A 16,078-nucleotide genomic window follows, 5' to 3' on the forward strand; every position below is an offset into this window, starting at 1 on the left:
GCCGTGATGGGTTTCTAGCTTCTTTATTTAACTGAACTCCCTGGGTTGAGTCTGGCTAATGAGTAACTAGTGCAGTCTAGAACGCAAAGTTTCATGCTTGATACGGGTCAAATACCACTGAGTGGTGAATCCCTCCTCTGGTTCCAACAGGGACTAACGATGACAGCATCTGGTCGTTATGAGCAGGCGTTAATTTGCTATGACCAAGTCCTAGAAACCAGACCTGATTTTTATGAAGCCTGGTATGAACGGGGTCTAGTCTTAGAAACGCGAGGCTATTATGCCGATGCGATCGCGAGTTTCGATCGAGCCCTGAGCCTCTGTCCCAATGAGGATGCCAGGTGTGAGATCTGGCATGAGCGGGGCAATGCTTTGCAATATGGTTTAGGGCAATATGTTGAGGCGATCGCCAGCTATGACCAGGCCTTGAAGTTAAATCCCGATCATGAATTAATTTGGCAAAACCGGGGTAATGCGTTCATGTTTGGCTTAAGCCGCCTGGAAGATGCGCTTGTCTGTTACAACCGGGTTTTAGAAATTAATCCTGATAATCCGTTGACCTGGCGGAATCGGGGACATGCGCTCGTAGAATTGCGTCGCTATGAGGAGGCGATCGCCAGCTACGATCGAGCACTGGCACTGCATCCCGAAGATCAGGTTTCCTGGCACGCCCGTAATCTGGCGGCGGAACAATCTGGGTTCAATAGTCATCAACCAACGACTCATCCCGCCTGGTCAGGTTCCCATTTTGATGATCCCACCTTTGTGGAAGCGGAAACGGACTCTCAGGTGATCTTTTCCCTGGACTTTGCGCCTACGGATGAAGTGTCGCGCACCCAACACCGGCAACCTTTGATGGTGATTGAGGATGATTGGGGCAACCGAGAGATTTTGCTGGATCAAGAGTGCTATACGATCGGGCGTGATCCGAAAAGTGATATTTGCTTACATTCTCAGTTTGCGTCTCGCCAACATGCGGTGCTGATGCGCCTGCCCAAACCCGATGGTAGTTATACTTACCAAATTCAAGACGGCAATTTAGATGGAAAACTCAGTACCAATGGCTTAATTATTAATGGTCATAAACACCAAACCTGTGAGTTGCACGCTGAAGATGTGATTGTGTTTGGGCCACAGGTACAGGCGATTTTCCGATTAATGCCACCCGTCAGTGTACGAGTGTGATCGTTATAACGATTCCTCCGCAAATCTGCTGATCTTCATTAGAAATTTACTAATTTAGCGGGTAGCTTTACAGTTTTGGCTGTGAATCTGTCGTTATGGTGATGACAAGGATTCATGCAATGGAATTGGCTAGGCAGAATGGCTCAGTCGCCGCACAATCTGTAATGAGACTTTAGAGAGAAAGACATTACAGACAATTAATTTTACGATCGAAGATTGAAAACCAGATAGTTTAAGGCAGGCGGTCATCAGCCGCCCTGAAGAAATTCAGAGCACGATCGGATAACGGTTGTTTCAACGTCTGACTAGCGAATTAAACTAGGGTGCTGAGCGATTAAATGCAGAGCAGGTTTGCATAGGTTATGAGCCTGTTCTGATGTATTGATTACCTGAGGGAGAAGTTTATGTCCGATCTGATTCAAGCCGTTTTAGAGAGCGATGAACGCACTAACCTACGGCAATTTGCTAGTTTATTACGTGCTTCGGAAAAGCAGTATCTCCTGCGCAATGAAATTATTACAGCTTTTGAAGACTATTGTCGTAACTATGAGAAATCGCAACAGTTTTATACCTCTTCCCGATTAGGTAAATTAATTTTTTATACCCAAGAAATTATTTTTGATAATGAAAGTCTCTGTATGGTGATTCGTCCTCGAATAGCCTGCCAGGAAGCCTATCGGTTGCTAGAGGATTTAACGATCGAGCCGATGAGTATCCAGGATTTGCTGGATTTGCGCGATCGCTTGGTGAATCGTTACCATCCGCAGGAAGGCGATGTCCTGGAAATTGATTTTCAGCCCTTTTATGACTACTCACCCTCCATTCGGGATCCGAAAAATATTGGCAAAGGGGTGGACTTCCTGAACCGATTTTTGTCGAGCAAATTGTTTCAGGATCAAGACCAGTGGCAGGAAGCCATGTTTAATTTCCTGCGATTGCATTGCTATAGCGGCTCCCAACTATTGATTAATGAACGGATTCAAACCCGGCGGCAATTATCCGATCGGATTAAACAAGCATTGAATCTGGTAGCGGGTCTGCCCTCTGATCAACCCTATGAAGCCTTTCGGTTTGATTTGCAAAACCTGGGCTTTGAACCGGGATGGGGTAATACCGCCCATCGAGTCCGGGAAACTCTGGAAATGTTGGATCAATTGATTGACTCACCGGATCACCAGGCGTTGGAGTCATTCACGTCCCGCATTCCGATGATCTTTCGGATTGTCCTGGTGTCGCCGCATGGTTGGTTTGGACAAGAGGGAGTGTTGGGACGACCGGATACCGGCGGTCAGGTGGTTTACATTCTGGATCAGGTCAAGAGTTTAGAAAAACAACTCCAAGAAGATATTGAACTAGCCGGATTAGATGTTCTGAATGTACATCCTAAAGTGATTGTACTCAGTCGCTTAATTCCAAATAGCGATGGCACTACCTGTAATCAACGTTTAGAGAAAATCTATGGCACTGAAGATGCCTGGATTTTGCGGGTGCCGTTTCGAGAATTTAATCCTAAACTGACGCAAGATTGGATCTCTCGCTTTGAAATCTGGCCGTATTTGGAAACCTTTGCGATCGACTCAGAACGGGAACTCCGAGCTGAGTTTGGGGGGAAGCCGGATTTAATTGTCGGTAACTATTCGGATGGTAATCTGGTCGCGTTTCTATTAGCCCGTCGTCTGAAAATTACCCAGTGTAATATTGCCCATGCCCTAGAGAAATCGAAGTATTTATTCAGTAACCTGTACTGGCAAGATCTAGAAGATAAATACCACTTCTCGCTGCAATTTACCGCCGATTTAATCGCGATGAATGCCGCGAACTTTGTGGTTAGCAGCACCTACCAGGAGATCGTCGGAACACCCGATAGTGTGGGGCAGTATGAGTCCTATAAAAGCTTTACCATGCCCGATCTCTATCATGTCGTCAGTGGGATTGAATTATTTAGTCCCAAATTTAATGTTGTGCCACCGGGGGTGAATGAAAATGTTTATTTCCCCTATACCCGATCGGAAGATCGATTAGTGGGTAGTCACGATCGCTTGGAAGAATTGCTGTTTACCCTGGATGATCCAACCCATGTCTATGGTGAGTTAACGGATCCAGACAAGCGCCCTCTATTCTCAATGGCGCGGCTCGATCGCATTAAAAACCTAACGGGGTTGGCAGAATGTTTTGGCAAGAGTCCAGAGTTACAAGAGCGCTGTAATCTAATTCTGGTGGCAGGAAAACTACGCACCGAAGAGTCTACGGATCATGAAGAGATTAGTGAGATCGAAAAGCTCTATCACATCATTGATCAGTACAACCTGCATGGCAAAATTCGCTGGTTAGGAGTGCGGTTACCAAAAGCTGACTCTGGAGAGATCTACCGGATTATTGCGGACCATCGGGGTATTTTTGTCCAACCCGCTTTATTTGAGGCATTTGGCTTAACAATTCTAGAAGCCATGATCACCGGATTACCGACCTTTGCCACACGATTTGGGGGGCCTCTGGAAATTATTCAGGATAAACAGAATGGCTTCTATATCAATCCGACCCATCAGGAAGAAATGGCAGAGATTCTGTTAAATTTCATCACTAAATGTGATCAAAATCCCAGTGTTTGGCACGAAATTTCACAACGAGGCATCGATCGCGTCTATAGCACCTATACCTGGAGAATCCATACCACGCGACTCCTCTCCCTCGCTAAGATTTATGGATTCTGGAACTATACCTCTCAGGAAAATCGCGAGGACATCTTGCGCTATCTCGAATCGCTGTTTTACCTGTTGTATCGCCCCCGCGCCAAAGCCTTACTGGAAGAGCACATGCGCCGCTAAATGATCGGGAGAAGCAGCGATCGGGCGGCTCATTGAGCGGTCGCGATCGGGAGTAGAAGCAAGTCGGGTGACGGCAATGAGTTAAGGAGGGGTTGCTGTTAATCCGACTGCTGCGGGGCAGAGTCGTTTACGTAGGTGATCAATGTCTATACGTCTAAAACACTACCCGTATGACACTCGAAATTGCTGTCTATTCCGGGATATAAAAGCCTGAAATCTTGAATTAGCCTATTCAGTTAAAGCGCATCTCATAGGTCAAGCATGAACTACGGATAAAATTTTGCCTTTTTTCCTGTTCAAGTGCTTTTTCCTATGGGTATTTTTATAAGAGGTGTATGAACAAAAATCCTCAGAAATTGAAAAAAGCGGTAAAGTTTGAAATAACCGCTACAGGGGCATTGTGTTTGTGATCACTTCGTTTTTGCGATCGTGATCACTGCTAAACCAAAACAATTCGATAAAGCTGCCATGAAGGGGCATTCTCAACGTTTAGTCTTGCAGTCCGATCACCCCAGGTCGGCGGCTTCGTAGCCAAGGACAATGCTGATCCGGGAACCATCATCAACCTTTGTGAGAGATACCCATGTCCAGTGTGAAAAACCAGTTCATTGTCAATTTCTGGGGGGTGCGGGGAAGTATTGCTAGCCCAGGCCCAGCGACAGTTCGGTATGGCGGCAACACCCCCTGTGTAGAAATGGTGGTTGGGGGAGAACGCCTGATTTTTGATGGTGGTACTGGTATTCGGGTGCTGGGGCAATCCCTTTTAGCACACTCACACGTAGAAGGACATTTATTTTTCACTCATTCTCACTGGGATCATATTCAAGGATTTCCCTTTTTCACCCCGGCGTTTATCAAAGGCAATCGGTTTCATATCTATGGAGCGGTAGCGCCCAACGGTTCCACGATCGAACAGCGGCTCCATGATCAAATGTTGCATCCTAATTTCCCGGTGCCTCTCCAGATTATGGGGGCTGATTTGCATTTTTACGATCTGGAAATTGGGCAATCGATTCAAATTGGGGCAGGCATTGAAGTCGAAAATGCTCCCCTGAACCATCCGGGGCAGGCAGTGGGGTATCGGGTAAGTTGGCAGGGATATGCAGCGGCCTATGTGACGGATACCGAACATTACCCCGATCGCATGGATGAGCATGTTTTACAACTGGCACGTAATGCGGATGTGTTGATTTACGATGCTACCTATTCTGATGAGGAATATTATTCCGAGCATTCCAGTAAGGTGGGTTGGGGACATTCGACCTGGCAGGAAGCGGTGAAAATTGCCAAGGCAGCGGGGGTGAAGCAACTGGTGATTTTCCACCATGACCCGCTCCATACAGATGATTATCTCGATCACATTGGGACAAAAGTAGCGGCCGCGTTCCCCAATGGCGTGATGGCACAGGAAGGGATGTCGATTTCGCTGATTCCCTTAATTGCGGCGGCGAAACAACCCGCTGAAGTGAAAGCTTAGAGCCGGAATGATCTCGATCGCAGGCTAGTCAGGATTGTCGCTGTTGCCGCCGGAGCAGAAATTATTGCGACCGATCGCGACAAATGTGTCAAAATGTAAAGCGTGTGGATTACTTCGTCGCTGGATACTGTTTTAACCCCAACTGCGGTTGCTCTCGGAAACTTTGATGGTGTGCATCAAGGGCATCGGCAGGTGATTCAGCCTGTGCTGGATTGCGTCTCTGCGTCGGGTGAGGCAGCCCATGCCACGGTGGTGACATTCTATCCCCATCCCCAAGAGTTTTTTACGGGACAACGCCGCCATATCTTAACGCCGTTACATGAAAAGATCGCGCTCCTCAAAGCGATCGGCGTTAAGCAATTGGTATTGTTACCGTTTAATCGGGAGTTGGCGAGTTTAAGTCCCGAGGCATTTGTCCAAACGATTTTGGTAGACCATCTCCGCGCCTGTCGGGTCAGTGTCGGGTCGAATTTTTGTTTTGGTCGCCAGCGATCGGGCACTGTAGCTGATCTTCAGGCGATCGGCGCAAATCATGGTATTGAGGTGGCGATCGCGCCCTTGGCAATGCTGGCAGAATCACGGGTGAGTAGTTCGGCGATTCGGCAAGCCTTACAGGCAGGTGAAATTCCCCAGGCTAATCGCTTATTAGGACGTTCTTACCGCCTGATTGGGCAGGTTGTGGGTGGGCAGCAGCGCGGCAGAACGATCGGCTTCCCAACGGCGAACCTGCAACTCCCAACCGAAAAGTTTTTGCCCCGTCAGGGCGTGTATGCCGTTCAGGTGTATTTAGGGGAACTGGATGAACATGGGCGGTTGCCCACGACGGCGGTTCTGCCAGGGGTGATGAATTTAGGTATGCGTCCGACGGTGGATGGTAGCCATGAAACCGTAGAAGTGCATTTATTCGACTGGTCAGGGGATCTGTATGGCAAAAATCTCTGCGTCACCCTGGAACACTTTTTGCGACCAGAACAGAAGTTTGCCTCGCTAGATGCGCTCAAAGCCCAAATTCAGGCGGATTGCTTGGCGGCAAAGGCACTCTTGGGGGCGACTCAGACAACCCCAGAGACTGAGAATCGCATAGAACGTTAAGGATCGCAGATTTATTTAATGTTGCAATTTTTGCCCTCACCCTAGCCCTCTCCGCAGGGAGCTACCGTGTACACACAAGTCGAGCCGGACTTCGTTTGAGTTCTCTGCGCCCCCTAAATCCCCCAATTCTGGGGGACTTTGAATCCTGAGTTCCCCCCAGAATTGGGGGGCTAGGGGGGCAAAATGCAGGATCTTGAGGCGGTTGAGGAGATGTGTGTACACCGTACCCCAGGGAGAGGGAATTAGTTTTCTAGCTCCCTTCTCCCACAAGAGAAGGGTTGGGGATGAGGGCGCAAGAGGTTGACAGTTTTACAGATTATTTAGTCCAAAATCCTAAGCTCAAGTCTTGCCTGCAAATTTGATTTAGGTTAAGCCAGCGATCGTCTGTCCTAATACCTGCCGTAAGACATCGCCATCGACTTGATCGGTGACGATCGCGCTGCCAATCGTTTGGGGGAGGACGAACCGCACCTGTCCTGCTTGCACCTTTTTGTCCAGCTTTAGGGCTGCGACGATCGCCTCAATCTCAATTCCGGCAGGGATTTGGGTGGGTAATCCAGTTTTGGCAATCAGTGCCAGTTGGCGTTCGGCACAGGTGTCTGCCCACAGGTTTAATGCCACAGCTAATTGTCCGGCGGCAACCATCCCGATCGCCACGGCTTCCCCATGATTCACCGAGCGATACCCCGTTAAACTTTCGATCGCATGACCGATCGTATGACCATAGTTGAGAATGGCTCGGAGTCCAGCTTCTTTCTCGTCTTTACTGACGACATCGGCCTTTGCCTGACAGGAGCGCGTCAAAATTTCTTGCAGCAGATCCGCCTTGACATAGGACAGTTGACTCAGGCGTTTAGCAGCCTCTAGTTGGGCAAATAACTCGGCATCCCAAATCACGCCATACTTAATTACCTCTGCCATGCCGGCCCGGAATTCCCGCGCGGGTAGGGTTTTCAGCACATCGGGATCGATTAAGACCAGCCGGGGTTGATGAAAGGCTCCAATCAGATTCTTGCCTCGGGGATGGTTAACTCCAGTCTTACCGCCGATCGCCGAATCCACCATTGCCAGCAGGGAGGTGGGAACTTGCACCACATTAATCCCTCGCAACCAGGTAGCCGCCGCAAAGCCAGCCATATCCCCCACTACCCCACCGCCTAATGCCACGATCGTAGAGGTGCGTTCTAACCGCAGATCTAAAGCGGCATCATAAATTTTTTGGATTGTGGCGGGGGTTTTGTAGCGTTCCCCGGCGGGCAGAATGCAGTGTCCCACTTCAAATTCAGCGGACTGGAGAGCGGCGATCGCGCGATCGCCATAATGCCGGAAGATGGTGGGATTGGAGACGACTAAGACTTGACTGCCCAGCTTGGTTAATTGGCGCATCTGGCTGCCCAACTGGTCTAAGTGACCGGATGCGATCGCAATTGTGTAGGCGTGGTCTGGAAGGGGAACAGGAATCACAGATGGCATAAATCAGGAGTGCAGCGATAGAAATTCAAACAATCAGGTGGGACAGTCACCCGACCATGCCCCATTGTCTGTATGCATCCTACTGCACTGTGGGGTGCCATTGTTTTGTATAGTTTTGTTAGTAAGAAAGGAGATCTAAAATGGGCGGCGTATTAATCTACTTTGTGTTGTTGGGTGGTGCATTCGCGACGGCGATCAGCTTATATTTTGCTTTCCGAGCCATCAAGCTGATCTAAGCAGCAGTCTGCGATCGCGCTGAAATGTGATCACGACCTTTTCAGGGATAGTCAGGGCGAACTATGTTCGCCCCTTTGATCTCTCACTACGACACGGCAGTGAACTGCGGACTGGGTGGTTGTTCTACGGTTTGCTTGGCGACCTGGGCTAAGTAGGCTTCTACCTGAGCTTCAATCTGCTCGCGCACAATCTGCCGATAGTGAATAAAGTGTTCATTATGGGCACAGACGGTCAGGTAGTGTTCCCAGACTGCCGGATTATTTTTGATCATGCTGAATAGATGGTGCCAGAACTTCCAGCGAGTTTTCCGCACGACTCCCTGCCGCCAGCAGACGATCGCCAGTGCCCGCAGATCTATCAGGCTGGGCAATTTAGCAGGAGCTTTACATTTGGGCGCACCCAGCATCAGGAAGCAGCGATACACGCGATCGAGATATTGCTCAGGATCATATAACTGCCAGAACGCCTCTACATATTCTCTGGCGATGTCCTCTAAGGGACGAGTGGGCACAAAGTTCATCAGCGACGTTTGGTTGAGTTCGCTGTCTTTGCTATAGAGTCGTCCTTCTTTTTCTAAGCGTTGCCACAGGGCAGTATTAGGTAGCGCTTGCAGCATGGCAAAGGTGGTAGTAGGAATGGCAGTGGCTTCGGCAAACCGGACAATGCGATCGCCGGCCCCGGCCTGTTCCCCATCAAAGCCAATGATGAACCCCGCGATCGGGCGCAGTCCAGCTTTAGTAATGCTCTGAACTGACTCAATCAACGAACTCCGGGTATTTTGAAACTTGCGGGTTAGGGATAGGCTGGCTTCATCGGGCGTTTCAATCCCCAGAAACACCGCATCAAAGTAACATTCCACCATCAAGTCCATTAATTCTGGATCCTCTGCCAGATCCACGGAGGCTTCGGTATTAAACCGGAAAGGATATTGGTGTTCCTGTTGCCAAATTTTCAGTTCTTTCAGCAGCAGTTTGACGTTGCGCTTGTTGCCGATGAAATTGTCATCGACCATAAACACGCCCCTGCGCCACCCCAGTTCATACAGGTAATCCAGTTCTGCCAGGAGTTGTTGGGGCGTTTTGGTGCGGGGTTTGCGTCCGTACAACACAATAATGTCGCAGAATTCGCACTGAAAGGGACACCCCCGCGAGAATTGAACGGACATGGAATCATAGGCATCAAATTCCAGCAGGTCATAGCGGGGAATTGGGGTACTGGTGACATCCGGTTTTTCCCCATCGCTGCGGAAGATTCCCTGGGTCTGACCTCGCTCGATCGCTTCCACAAACATCGGCAGGGTAATTTCCCCTTCGTCCAAAATCAAAAAGTCGGCTCCAGCCGCTGCTGCTTCTTCGGGTACAGATGTGGGATAGGGCCCGCCAACGGCGACCCGTTTACCCCGCCGCTTGGACTCCCGAATTAAGCTGATCAGATCCGCTTTCTGCACAATCATGGCCGAGAGGATGACCAGATCTGCCCATTCCCATTCCGCCTCTGTCACCGATCGCACATTGCGATCAACCAGTTTAAATTCCCAGGTTTGCGGCAAGATCGCGGCGACGGTGATCAGTCCCAAGGGTGGCAGGAGGACTTTGCGATCGACCAATTCCAGAATCTTTTCATAAGACCAGAACGTTTTGGGAAATAGCGGATAAACCAATAAAACTCGCATTAAAACGCAGGCTCCTTGTGATTCTGAGTAACTCTATGCAATCTAATTAGCTGGCTAGTTGTCGCAGTATTGGGTCATCTGAAGCGGTGACTGCTCGGGGTGACTCTGTGGCTAAATAATCCGCTAATTGGGTTTCGATCTGATCGCGGACAATCTGCCGATATTCTAGGAAGTGTTCGCCTAAGGCACAGACGGCTAAATAATGCTGCCAAACAGCGGGATTATGCCGCAGAATGCCAATCAGATTCAGCCAGAATTTCCACCGAGTTTTTCGGACTACTCCCTGCCGCCAACACATAGTCAGTAAGGCTCGGATCCCGACCCAATCGACTTTACGCAACCGACTCGGACATTTCGGGACACCAATCTGACGAAAATGGCGATAGGTGCGTTCCAGATAGCGCATCGGATCGTAAAGTTCCCAAAACGCTTGCACATATTCCTGGGCAATCTCTTCTAACGGACGGGTGGGGACAAAGTTCATTAAGGTGGTCTGGTTAATATTGGCGACTTTGTCTCGGAGCCGTCCTTCGCGTTCTAACCGATGCCACAGGGCAGTATCCGGCAGCGCTTGTAACATGCTGAAGAATGCCACAGGAATGGTTGTTTGCTCGACAAACCGCACAATCCGATCGCCCGCGCCTGGTTTTTCCCCGTCAAACCCAATAATGAAGCCTGCCATCACCCGTATCCCCGATCGCACGATCGCTTCAACCGCTTCCGAGAGCGAATCTCGGGTATTCTGAAATTTTTGCGTCAGGGACAGACTGGCTTCATCCGGCGTTTCAATCCCTAAAAACACGGCATTGAAATTGCACTCTACCATCAGATCCATCAATTCTTGATCTTGAGCAAGATCCACCGAAGCTTCGGTATTGAAATGGAAGGGATACCCATGGTCTGCCATCCAGGGTTTTAACTCACGCAGCAGTAACTTAACGTTGCGCTTATTACCAATAAAATTATCGTCCACCATAAAAACGGTTCGCCGCCAACCCAAGTCATACAGACGTTCTAGCTCGGCTAAAAGTTGCTGAGGGGTTTTCGTGCGGGGCTTACGACCGTACAGCACAATAATGTCGCAGAATTCGCATTGAAAGGGACAACCCCGCGAGAACTGAATCGACATATTATCATAGGCTGTGAAGTCCAGCAGGTCGAACCGGGGAATTGGGGTACTGGTGACATCGGGTTTTTCCCCATCGGCACGAAACGTGCCCTGAGTTTGCCCCTGCTGAATCGCTTCTACAAACAAGGGTAGGGTGATTTCCCCTTCATCTAAAATTAAATAGTTTGCTCCTGCCTGGGCTGCTTCTTGAGGCAGGGCAGTGGCATAGGGTCCCCCCACGGCGACAGGTTTGCCTCTACGGTTGGCTTCCTGAATTTGCTCAAGAAAATCTTCTTTTTGGACAATCATGGCAGAGAGCATGACTAAATCTGCCCACTCCCATTCAGCATTGGTCACCGATCGCACGTTCCGATCGACCAGTTTAAACTCCCATTCCTGAGGTAAAATTGCCGCGACAGTGACTAAACCTAAAGGCGGTAGCAAGGCTTTGCGGTCTACCAGTTCCAGTGCTTTTTCAAACGACCAAAAGCTTTTAGGAAATTGGGGATAAATCAATAAAACACGCATATTGATGCCACACTCACACCATAACGGTCTTGCATTCAAATGACTCAAGCTTATCGTGTTCGTACAAGTTTGTGCGGGTTAAGTTTGGTATTCTGAATGGTTTAAGGTTGGCAATCCGCAGGTTGATCATCGAAATTCATTTATGAAAGCGATCGGGGCAAAGCTAAAACCCTGGCTGCGCTGGGCAATCCTGGGGGGAACCCTGTTCTTCTTAGCGAAGGTACTCAAGGAGAATTGGCAAAGCGTCACCCAGCTTCAGATTAGTGCGTCGGGGTGGGCAGGTTTAGCGATCGCCCTGGGAGTCACCTTACTGGCACATACTTTTGCCGGTTGGGTATGGAGCCAGATTTTGCGAGATTTTCGCCAACCGATCGATCGGGGTTGGATCATCCAAGCCTATCTCAAGACTAATATTGCGAAATATTTACCGGGGAATATTTGGCATTACTACGGGCGGATCACTGCCGCCACCACCGCCGGAGCGTCGTTAGCCGCCTCAACGGTCAGTGTGTTGTTAGAACCTCTGTTGATGGCAGCCTCAGCCTTGCTGATTGCCTTATTGTGTAGTCAACAGATTGTCGCTAAATATGGTTTCCCCGCGATCGTGTTGCAAGTTGCGGGACTGGTGGCGGTGTTGCTATCTGTCCATCCGATCGTTTTGAATCAACTGATTCAACGCCTGAGTCGAGCCAAGGTACCTGCTAACCGTGAAGCCGCCGATAGTTCTTCTCCCTTTCGCCTGGATCACTATCCAATCGTGCCGCTATTGGGGGAACTGGGATTTTTGCTGCTGCGAGGGTTGGGCTTTCTGATCACCTTTCTGGCCCTCAGTCCGATCGCCCCAGCGCAAATTTTGCTTGTCCTCAGTGCCTTCAGTGTCGCCTGGTTACTGGGCTTAGTGGTTCCTGGTGCGCCCGGAGGAATCGGGGTGTTTGAAGCGACCGCGATCGCGTTACTGGATCAACTATTTTCACCCGGAGTCATTTTGAGTGTAGTGGCTTGCTATCGCCTGATTAGCATTTTGGCAGAAACCGCCGGAGCGGGACTAGCCCAATTAGATGCCCAATTGAGTCGGATGAGCGAGTTAGGCAAGTGACATTTCCTCATGCCCTGTCCTATTCCTCTAGTGAGGTTTCTTCGGAGGTAGGCAATTCGGGAATATATTCAACTTCAGCTTCATTTTTTAGTTGGGAAAAAATTCGATAGGTATCCGGATCAAAAAACTGGGGCTGTTGCGGTGGTTCGGGTGCCATTTTCACCAGATTGTACTGGACATTTTCCGCATGAATCGCAAAGGTGACGTTAAATACTTCCAGGAAGTTAACCACCCAGGCACATTCGTCTTCTGGATAGTCCTGGTAATACTTAATCAGGACAGCAATTCGGGATTCTAAATGAGTACGGGAATGCTTACAAATTAAGATGATTTTGAGGAGTACCGTCACCAGGGTAATGGGGTTCCCTTGGGAAAGTAACATGGCAAATAACGCGGAAGGTTCTTCATGCCCCTCGGTGGTCAAGTAGTCAATGACTCGGTTACAGGTTCTCAGCACCAGCGCATTACTGACCGTTTCTTCCCCGTGATTTGTATAAAGCGGCTCAAGTTTCTCACTTAAACTTGACCGCAACATGTCCGCAAAGCTCTGGCTATCTATGGCAAACATCAGGTAATTTAACAGGCTTTGCTTAAAGTCGTTGTAGATGAGATTTTGGGTTTGGTTGACAAAAATATTGGCTAAGTTGACATAGCTAAACGGGCCCCGCTTTGCCACGATCGTTTTAATAAGGCGTAGCACTTCATCCCCTAACGCCGTGGGATTTTTCGGGGGACGCTCACTCGCAGAACGGGTTTGCGATCGGGCAATATACATCGCTAAATCAAACTTAAACCGATCTTTTAATTGTTTGGATAATGCTCTAGCAGCTTCCCGTTGCTCGATCGGATTGCGTAAATCAATATATTGCGGGACTAACAGGTAAGATGTATAGCGTGAACTCCACGGTCCTCGTCCGAGTTCCTCATAGCGAGAGGCAAATAATTTGAGTTCTTCAAAATCTTTGCCATTAATAAAATTAGTCAACCAGAGACGTAACCGCTTCAATGTGGGCGAAGCTGTATGGCGGTTAAAGCAAGGATCGGCAAACAGTTGGATCAGTTCTTGAATTGGCTTATAGTGACGACTGGCATCCCAGTTATTCACTAAAATGTAGCAGCAGCGTTTGAGGGTGTTTCTAAACTCTTCCTCGTTGTTGCTAAAAACAATGTCATAAACAGCCTGCATTGCCTCTGAATTTACAGAGTCAACGTGATAAATAAATAACCGTTTGAACTCTAATAAAACTTCTTCAGGGGGCTATTTCTTAACGATTTCTAGCAGGAAACTATAAAGAATATCCTGAGCGAGTTGGATATTCCGACCCGATCGATTAAACCGAAAGGACGGTTCATCACGATAGGCATCTGGTAGGGAATCCCTGATCATCATAGGCACTCAGGATACGAAAAGGTTTTGCTCTGACGCATGTTAAAACAGCCATTGAACTAAACCAGAGATGAGTTGATGGGAACTCAATTGGCGATCGCCGCATTGACGCAAGACCTGATCCAGTCTGCAAGTCACAATGGTCTCTTCCTCAGGATATTAGAGAAAACCCCTAACCTCTGTGATAGCCGGAAGCAACCGCAAGTGATTTTTCGGAACCGTTACAGTGATGTGCATCATGGGATACTGACTACGATATGGATCTGAAAGGATACATAACTTCAGTAAAAACACTTAATTCATTTAAGTATCATACTGGAGATAGAATTTTTTCACTGTTCAATGAAAAACAGAATCTAGTGGTGTTGATAGGGCAGCGAACTTGATGGGCGATAGGTCACTTGCGACTGCTTTTAGTCAATCTATCTAGGTGAAAATTAAAATTATGCAACTTGAGGCAGGATGAGATGAGAAAAATTGCCGACGAAAGAATGACCTGCCTGAAATCATAGGTGACAGAATGAGGAACCGTGATCACCCATTTAGGGCAAGTCTAGCGATCGCCACCTCCTCCTGAAGTCAGTTTATATGTTGCAATAGTGGCTCTTCCAGCATTCTGCCAACTAATTGAAAGGGCAACGAATCGCCCTTGCTGGCTTGCTGGGTTGAGACACGTCGTAACAACGACTCCATCTTCGATCGGCTAGGTTTCGGATGGTTGCCGTTGGTTTATTGCTGTAAGGATGGGGGCAGAGGGACTTGAACCCTCACGACCTTGCGGTCAACGGATTTTCATTCTCCTGCAACTTTCGCTGCGGCTCGAAGCAACATCTTCGTCATCCTTGAGAATTGGACTCTCCCTTTACCCGTGTTGAATCAACGTTAGGGTAGCTCCCGTCGAGTCTCTGCACCTTCCGACCATACGCAATCTGCGGATAATTGGTCGGCTTGGCTCAGGATTGCCATGTTTAGGAGGTATGACCAAACCGGGGTTGATCGTCCTAAATTTAGGTTTCCCTGAATTTGAGAGCATTCACTTGATAGATTCCTCTACCAAGGCTCAAATCGCTAAGTCCGTAGCGTCTACCATTCCGCCATGCCCCCGATAGTTGGGTTCAATTAGCTTTGCGATCAGAGGATAACCTCTATGCTAGCCAATAATTTAGCATCGATTCTGCACTTCAGAAAAAATATCTGAATTCAGATGCCGCTGCTGTGGTGAACAATGCCACTCGTTTATATTACCAGCATTGTTGCCAACCTAGACAACAAACCTGATGCTCTGCCATCAGAAGTCTTATATTCAAGTCTCTGGTTTCCGGGGAAGCAAGCGAGTAGAATAGGGCTGTTCCCCGATCGGGAACGTGATTGCACTATTTAAGTCCTGCTAAACCTTATGACTGTTGAACTGGACATTGCCCTACTATATCTCGCGTTGGCTGGTGCCTTTTTGGTTGTGATTCCAGCCATGTTGTATTTCTACCTGCAAGCTCGGTGGTATGTTGCCAGTTCGCTGGAGCGGGGCTTTATGTATTTCCTGGTCTTCTTCTTCTTTCCAGGGTTGTTGCTACTATCACCATTTTTAAATTTCCGTCCGAAGCGGCGGCAAATTGGGGGCTAACGGGGGAGAGCCATATTACCATGCGACGGATTGATGCCCTGTGGATCGGCTTGGGAGTGTTTATCGCTGGCGGCTTGCTCTACGGCGGCTTACAAGCGGTTGGGGTGGAGAGTGCGACGGCGGGTATTTGGAGTCAGGCGGTGCTCGTCGGTGGGTTAGTGGTCTGGTTGCTGACCTACGTGCTACGAGCCGTGACGGGGCGTATGACCTATCACCAGCAGCGACGAGACTATGAGGAGGCGGCGCTGCAAAAGCGTTTGGAGTCCCTCACGCCGGAAGAATTAGCCCAACTCCAGGCTGAGATCGAACAAGAACAGGCGGCTGCTCAACCGGAATAGGCGATCGGGGTGTATCCGGGTTCCGTTTCCCTGTACCCT

At 48.9% G+C, this 16,078-nt stretch carries 14 protein-coding genes; 9 read left to right on the plus strand and 5 right to left on the minus strand.

What is annotated here, in order from left to right:
- Positions 1–159 precede the first annotated feature (159 nt).
- The 4 genes from ACN4EK_RS11725 to ACN4EK_RS11740 all read left to right on the plus strand — a co-directional run bounded on the left by ACN4EK_RS11725 (position 160) and on the right by ACN4EK_RS11740 (position 6,579).
- Positions 160–1,185, plus strand: coding sequence for a tetratricopeptide repeat protein (locus ACN4EK_RS11725; protein ID WP_431658062.1), 1,026 nt, complete (start codon positions 160–162; stop codon positions 1,183–1,185).
- Positions 1,186–1,589: 404 nt separating this feature from the next.
- A complete protein-coding gene (locus tag ACN4EK_RS11730; protein ID WP_431658063.1) occupies positions 1,590–4,010 on the plus strand; it encodes a sucrose synthase in 2,421 nt (806 codons plus the stop codon).
- Positions 4,011–4,593: 583 nt separating this feature from the next.
- Positions 4,594–5,487, plus strand: coding sequence for an MBL fold metallo-hydrolase (locus ACN4EK_RS11735; RefSeq protein ID WP_431658065.1), 894 nt, complete (start codon positions 4,594–4,596; stop codon positions 5,485–5,487).
- 102 nt (positions 5,488–5,589) lie between these two features.
- Positions 5,590–6,579 (plus strand): bifunctional riboflavin kinase/FAD synthetase, encoded by a 990-nt coding sequence (locus tag ACN4EK_RS11740; protein WP_431658066.1) that lies wholly within the window; start codon positions 5,590–5,592, stop codon positions 6,577–6,579.
- A gap of 363 nt (positions 6,580–6,942) precedes the next feature.
- On the opposite strand, the gene aroB is transcribed toward ACN4EK_RS11740, so the two are convergent.
- Entirely contained in the window at positions 6,943–8,052 is a 1,110-nt protein-coding gene (aroB, locus tag ACN4EK_RS11745; protein WP_431658067.1) for a 3-dehydroquinate synthase, read from the minus strand.
- A gap of 140 nt (positions 8,053–8,192) precedes the next feature.
- On the opposite strand from aroB, the gene petL reads away from it, so the two are divergent.
- Entirely contained in the window at positions 8,193–8,288 is a 96-nt protein-coding gene (gene petL, locus ACN4EK_RS11750; protein ID WP_431658068.1) for a cytochrome b6-f complex subunit PetL, read from the plus strand.
- 86 nt (positions 8,289–8,374) lie between these two features.
- Here the strand turns inward: petL and ACN4EK_RS11755 are convergent, their stop codons facing one another.
- Complete coding sequence (locus ACN4EK_RS11755) at positions 8,375–9,961, minus strand: B12-binding domain-containing radical SAM protein (RefSeq protein ID WP_431658069.1); 1,587 nt, start codon at positions 9,959–9,961, stop codon at positions 8,375–8,377.
- A 46-nt stretch (positions 9,962–10,007) separates the two neighbouring features.
- Positions 10,008–11,597 carry a B12-binding domain-containing radical SAM protein gene (locus ACN4EK_RS11760; RefSeq protein ID WP_431658070.1) on the minus strand — a complete coding sequence of 530 codons (1,590 nt, stop codon included), beginning with the start codon at positions 11,595–11,597 and terminating at the stop codon, positions 10,008–10,010.
- A gap of 142 nt (positions 11,598–11,739) precedes the next feature.
- Between ACN4EK_RS11760 and ACN4EK_RS11765 the strand changes: the two genes are divergently transcribed.
- Entirely contained in the window at positions 11,740–12,693 is a 954-nt protein-coding gene (locus tag ACN4EK_RS11765) for a lysylphosphatidylglycerol synthase domain-containing protein (RefSeq protein WP_431658071.1), read from the plus strand.
- Positions 12,694–12,712: 19 nt separating this feature from the next.
- Here ACN4EK_RS11765 and ACN4EK_RS11770 read toward each other — a convergent pair whose 3' ends face one another.
- Together ACN4EK_RS11770 and ACN4EK_RS11775 are read right to left on the minus strand one after the other, a co-directional pair.
- Positions 12,713–13,879 (minus strand): hypothetical protein, encoded by a 1,167-nt coding sequence (locus tag ACN4EK_RS11770; RefSeq protein WP_431658072.1) that lies wholly within the window; start codon positions 13,877–13,879, stop codon positions 12,713–12,715.
- A 72-nt stretch (positions 13,880–13,951) separates the two neighbouring features.
- Positions 13,952–14,083 (minus strand): hypothetical protein, encoded by a 132-nt coding sequence (locus ACN4EK_RS11775; protein ID WP_431658074.1) that lies wholly within the window; start codon positions 14,081–14,083, stop codon positions 13,952–13,954.
- A 75-nt stretch (positions 14,084–14,158) separates the two neighbouring features.
- Between ACN4EK_RS11775 and ACN4EK_RS11780 the strand changes: the two genes are divergently transcribed.
- The 3 genes from ACN4EK_RS11780 (at position 14,159) to ACN4EK_RS11790 (ending at position 16,039) form a co-directional block, all read left to right on the plus strand.
- Positions 14,159–14,347: a hypothetical protein gene (locus tag ACN4EK_RS11780; protein ID WP_431658075.1), complete on the plus strand. Its 189-nt coding sequence runs from the start codon at positions 14,159–14,161 to the stop codon at positions 14,345–14,347.
- A 1,129-nt stretch (positions 14,348–15,476) separates the two neighbouring features.
- The gene (gene ndhL, locus ACN4EK_RS11785) at positions 15,477–15,701 is read left to right on the plus strand and encodes an NAD(P)H-quinone oxidoreductase subunit L (RefSeq protein ID WP_431658076.1); all 225 of its coding nucleotides are present in this window, start codon (positions 15,477–15,479) and stop codon (positions 15,699–15,701) included.
- A gap of 20 nt (positions 15,702–15,721) precedes the next feature.
- Positions 15,722–16,039: a DUF3007 family protein gene (locus tag ACN4EK_RS11790; protein WP_431658078.1), complete on the plus strand. Its 318-nt coding sequence runs from the start codon at positions 15,722–15,724 to the stop codon at positions 16,037–16,039.
- The last annotated feature ends 39 nt before the right edge of the window (positions 16,040–16,078 follow it).

The sequence above is a fragment of the Pantanalinema rosaneae CENA516 genome, assembly GCF_050753385.1.
GTDB classification, from domain to species: Bacteria; Cyanobacteriota; Cyanobacteriia; order Leptolyngbyales; family Leptolyngbyaceae; genus Pantanalinema; species Pantanalinema rosaneae.

Bases quoted from the DNA above. Each gene is read 5' to 3' on its own strand.
- ACN4EK_RS11765 (WP_431658071.1), top strand. From the start codon at position 11,740: ATGAAAGCGATCGGGGCAAAGCTAAAACCCTGGCTGCGCTGGGCAATC.
- ACN4EK_RS11760 (WP_431658070.1), bottom strand. From the start codon at position 11,597: ATGCGTGTTTTATTGATTTATCCCCAATTTCCTAAAAGCTTTTGGTCG.
- ACN4EK_RS11790 (WP_431658078.1), top strand. From the start codon at position 15,722: ATGCGACGGATTGATGCCCTGTGGATCGGCTTGGGAGTGTTTATCGCT.
- ACN4EK_RS11770 (WP_431658072.1), bottom strand. From the start codon at position 13,879: ATGCAGGCTGTTTATGACATTGTTTTTAGCAACAACGAGGAAGAGTTT.
- ndhL (WP_431658076.1), top strand. From the start codon at position 15,477: ATGACTGTTGAACTGGACATTGCCCTACTATATCTCGCGTTGGCTGGT.
- ACN4EK_RS11725 (WP_431658062.1), top strand. From the start codon at position 160: ATGACAGCATCTGGTCGTTATGAGCAGGCGTTAATTTGCTATGACCAA.
- ACN4EK_RS11755 (WP_431658069.1), bottom strand. From the start codon at position 9,961: ATGCGAGTTTTATTGGTTTATCCGCTATTTCCCAAAACGTTCTGGTCT.
- ACN4EK_RS11730 (WP_431658063.1), top strand. From the start codon at position 1,590: ATGTCCGATCTGATTCAAGCCGTTTTAGAGAGCGATGAACGCACTAAC.
- petL (WP_431658068.1), top strand. From the start codon at position 8,193: ATGGGCGGCGTATTAATCTACTTTGTGTTGTTGGGTGGTGCATTCGCG.
- aroB (WP_431658067.1), bottom strand. From the start codon at position 8,052: ATGCCATCTGTGATTCCTGTTCCCCTTCCAGACCACGCCTACACAATT.
- ACN4EK_RS11780 (WP_431658075.1), top strand. From the start codon at position 14,159: ATGGGAACTCAATTGGCGATCGCCGCATTGACGCAAGACCTGATCCAG.
- ACN4EK_RS11775 (WP_431658074.1), bottom strand. From the start codon at position 14,083: ATGATGATCAGGGATTCCCTACCAGATGCCTATCGTGATGAACCGTCC.
- ACN4EK_RS11735 (WP_431658065.1), top strand. From the start codon at position 4,594: ATGTCCAGTGTGAAAAACCAGTTCATTGTCAATTTCTGGGGGGTGCGG.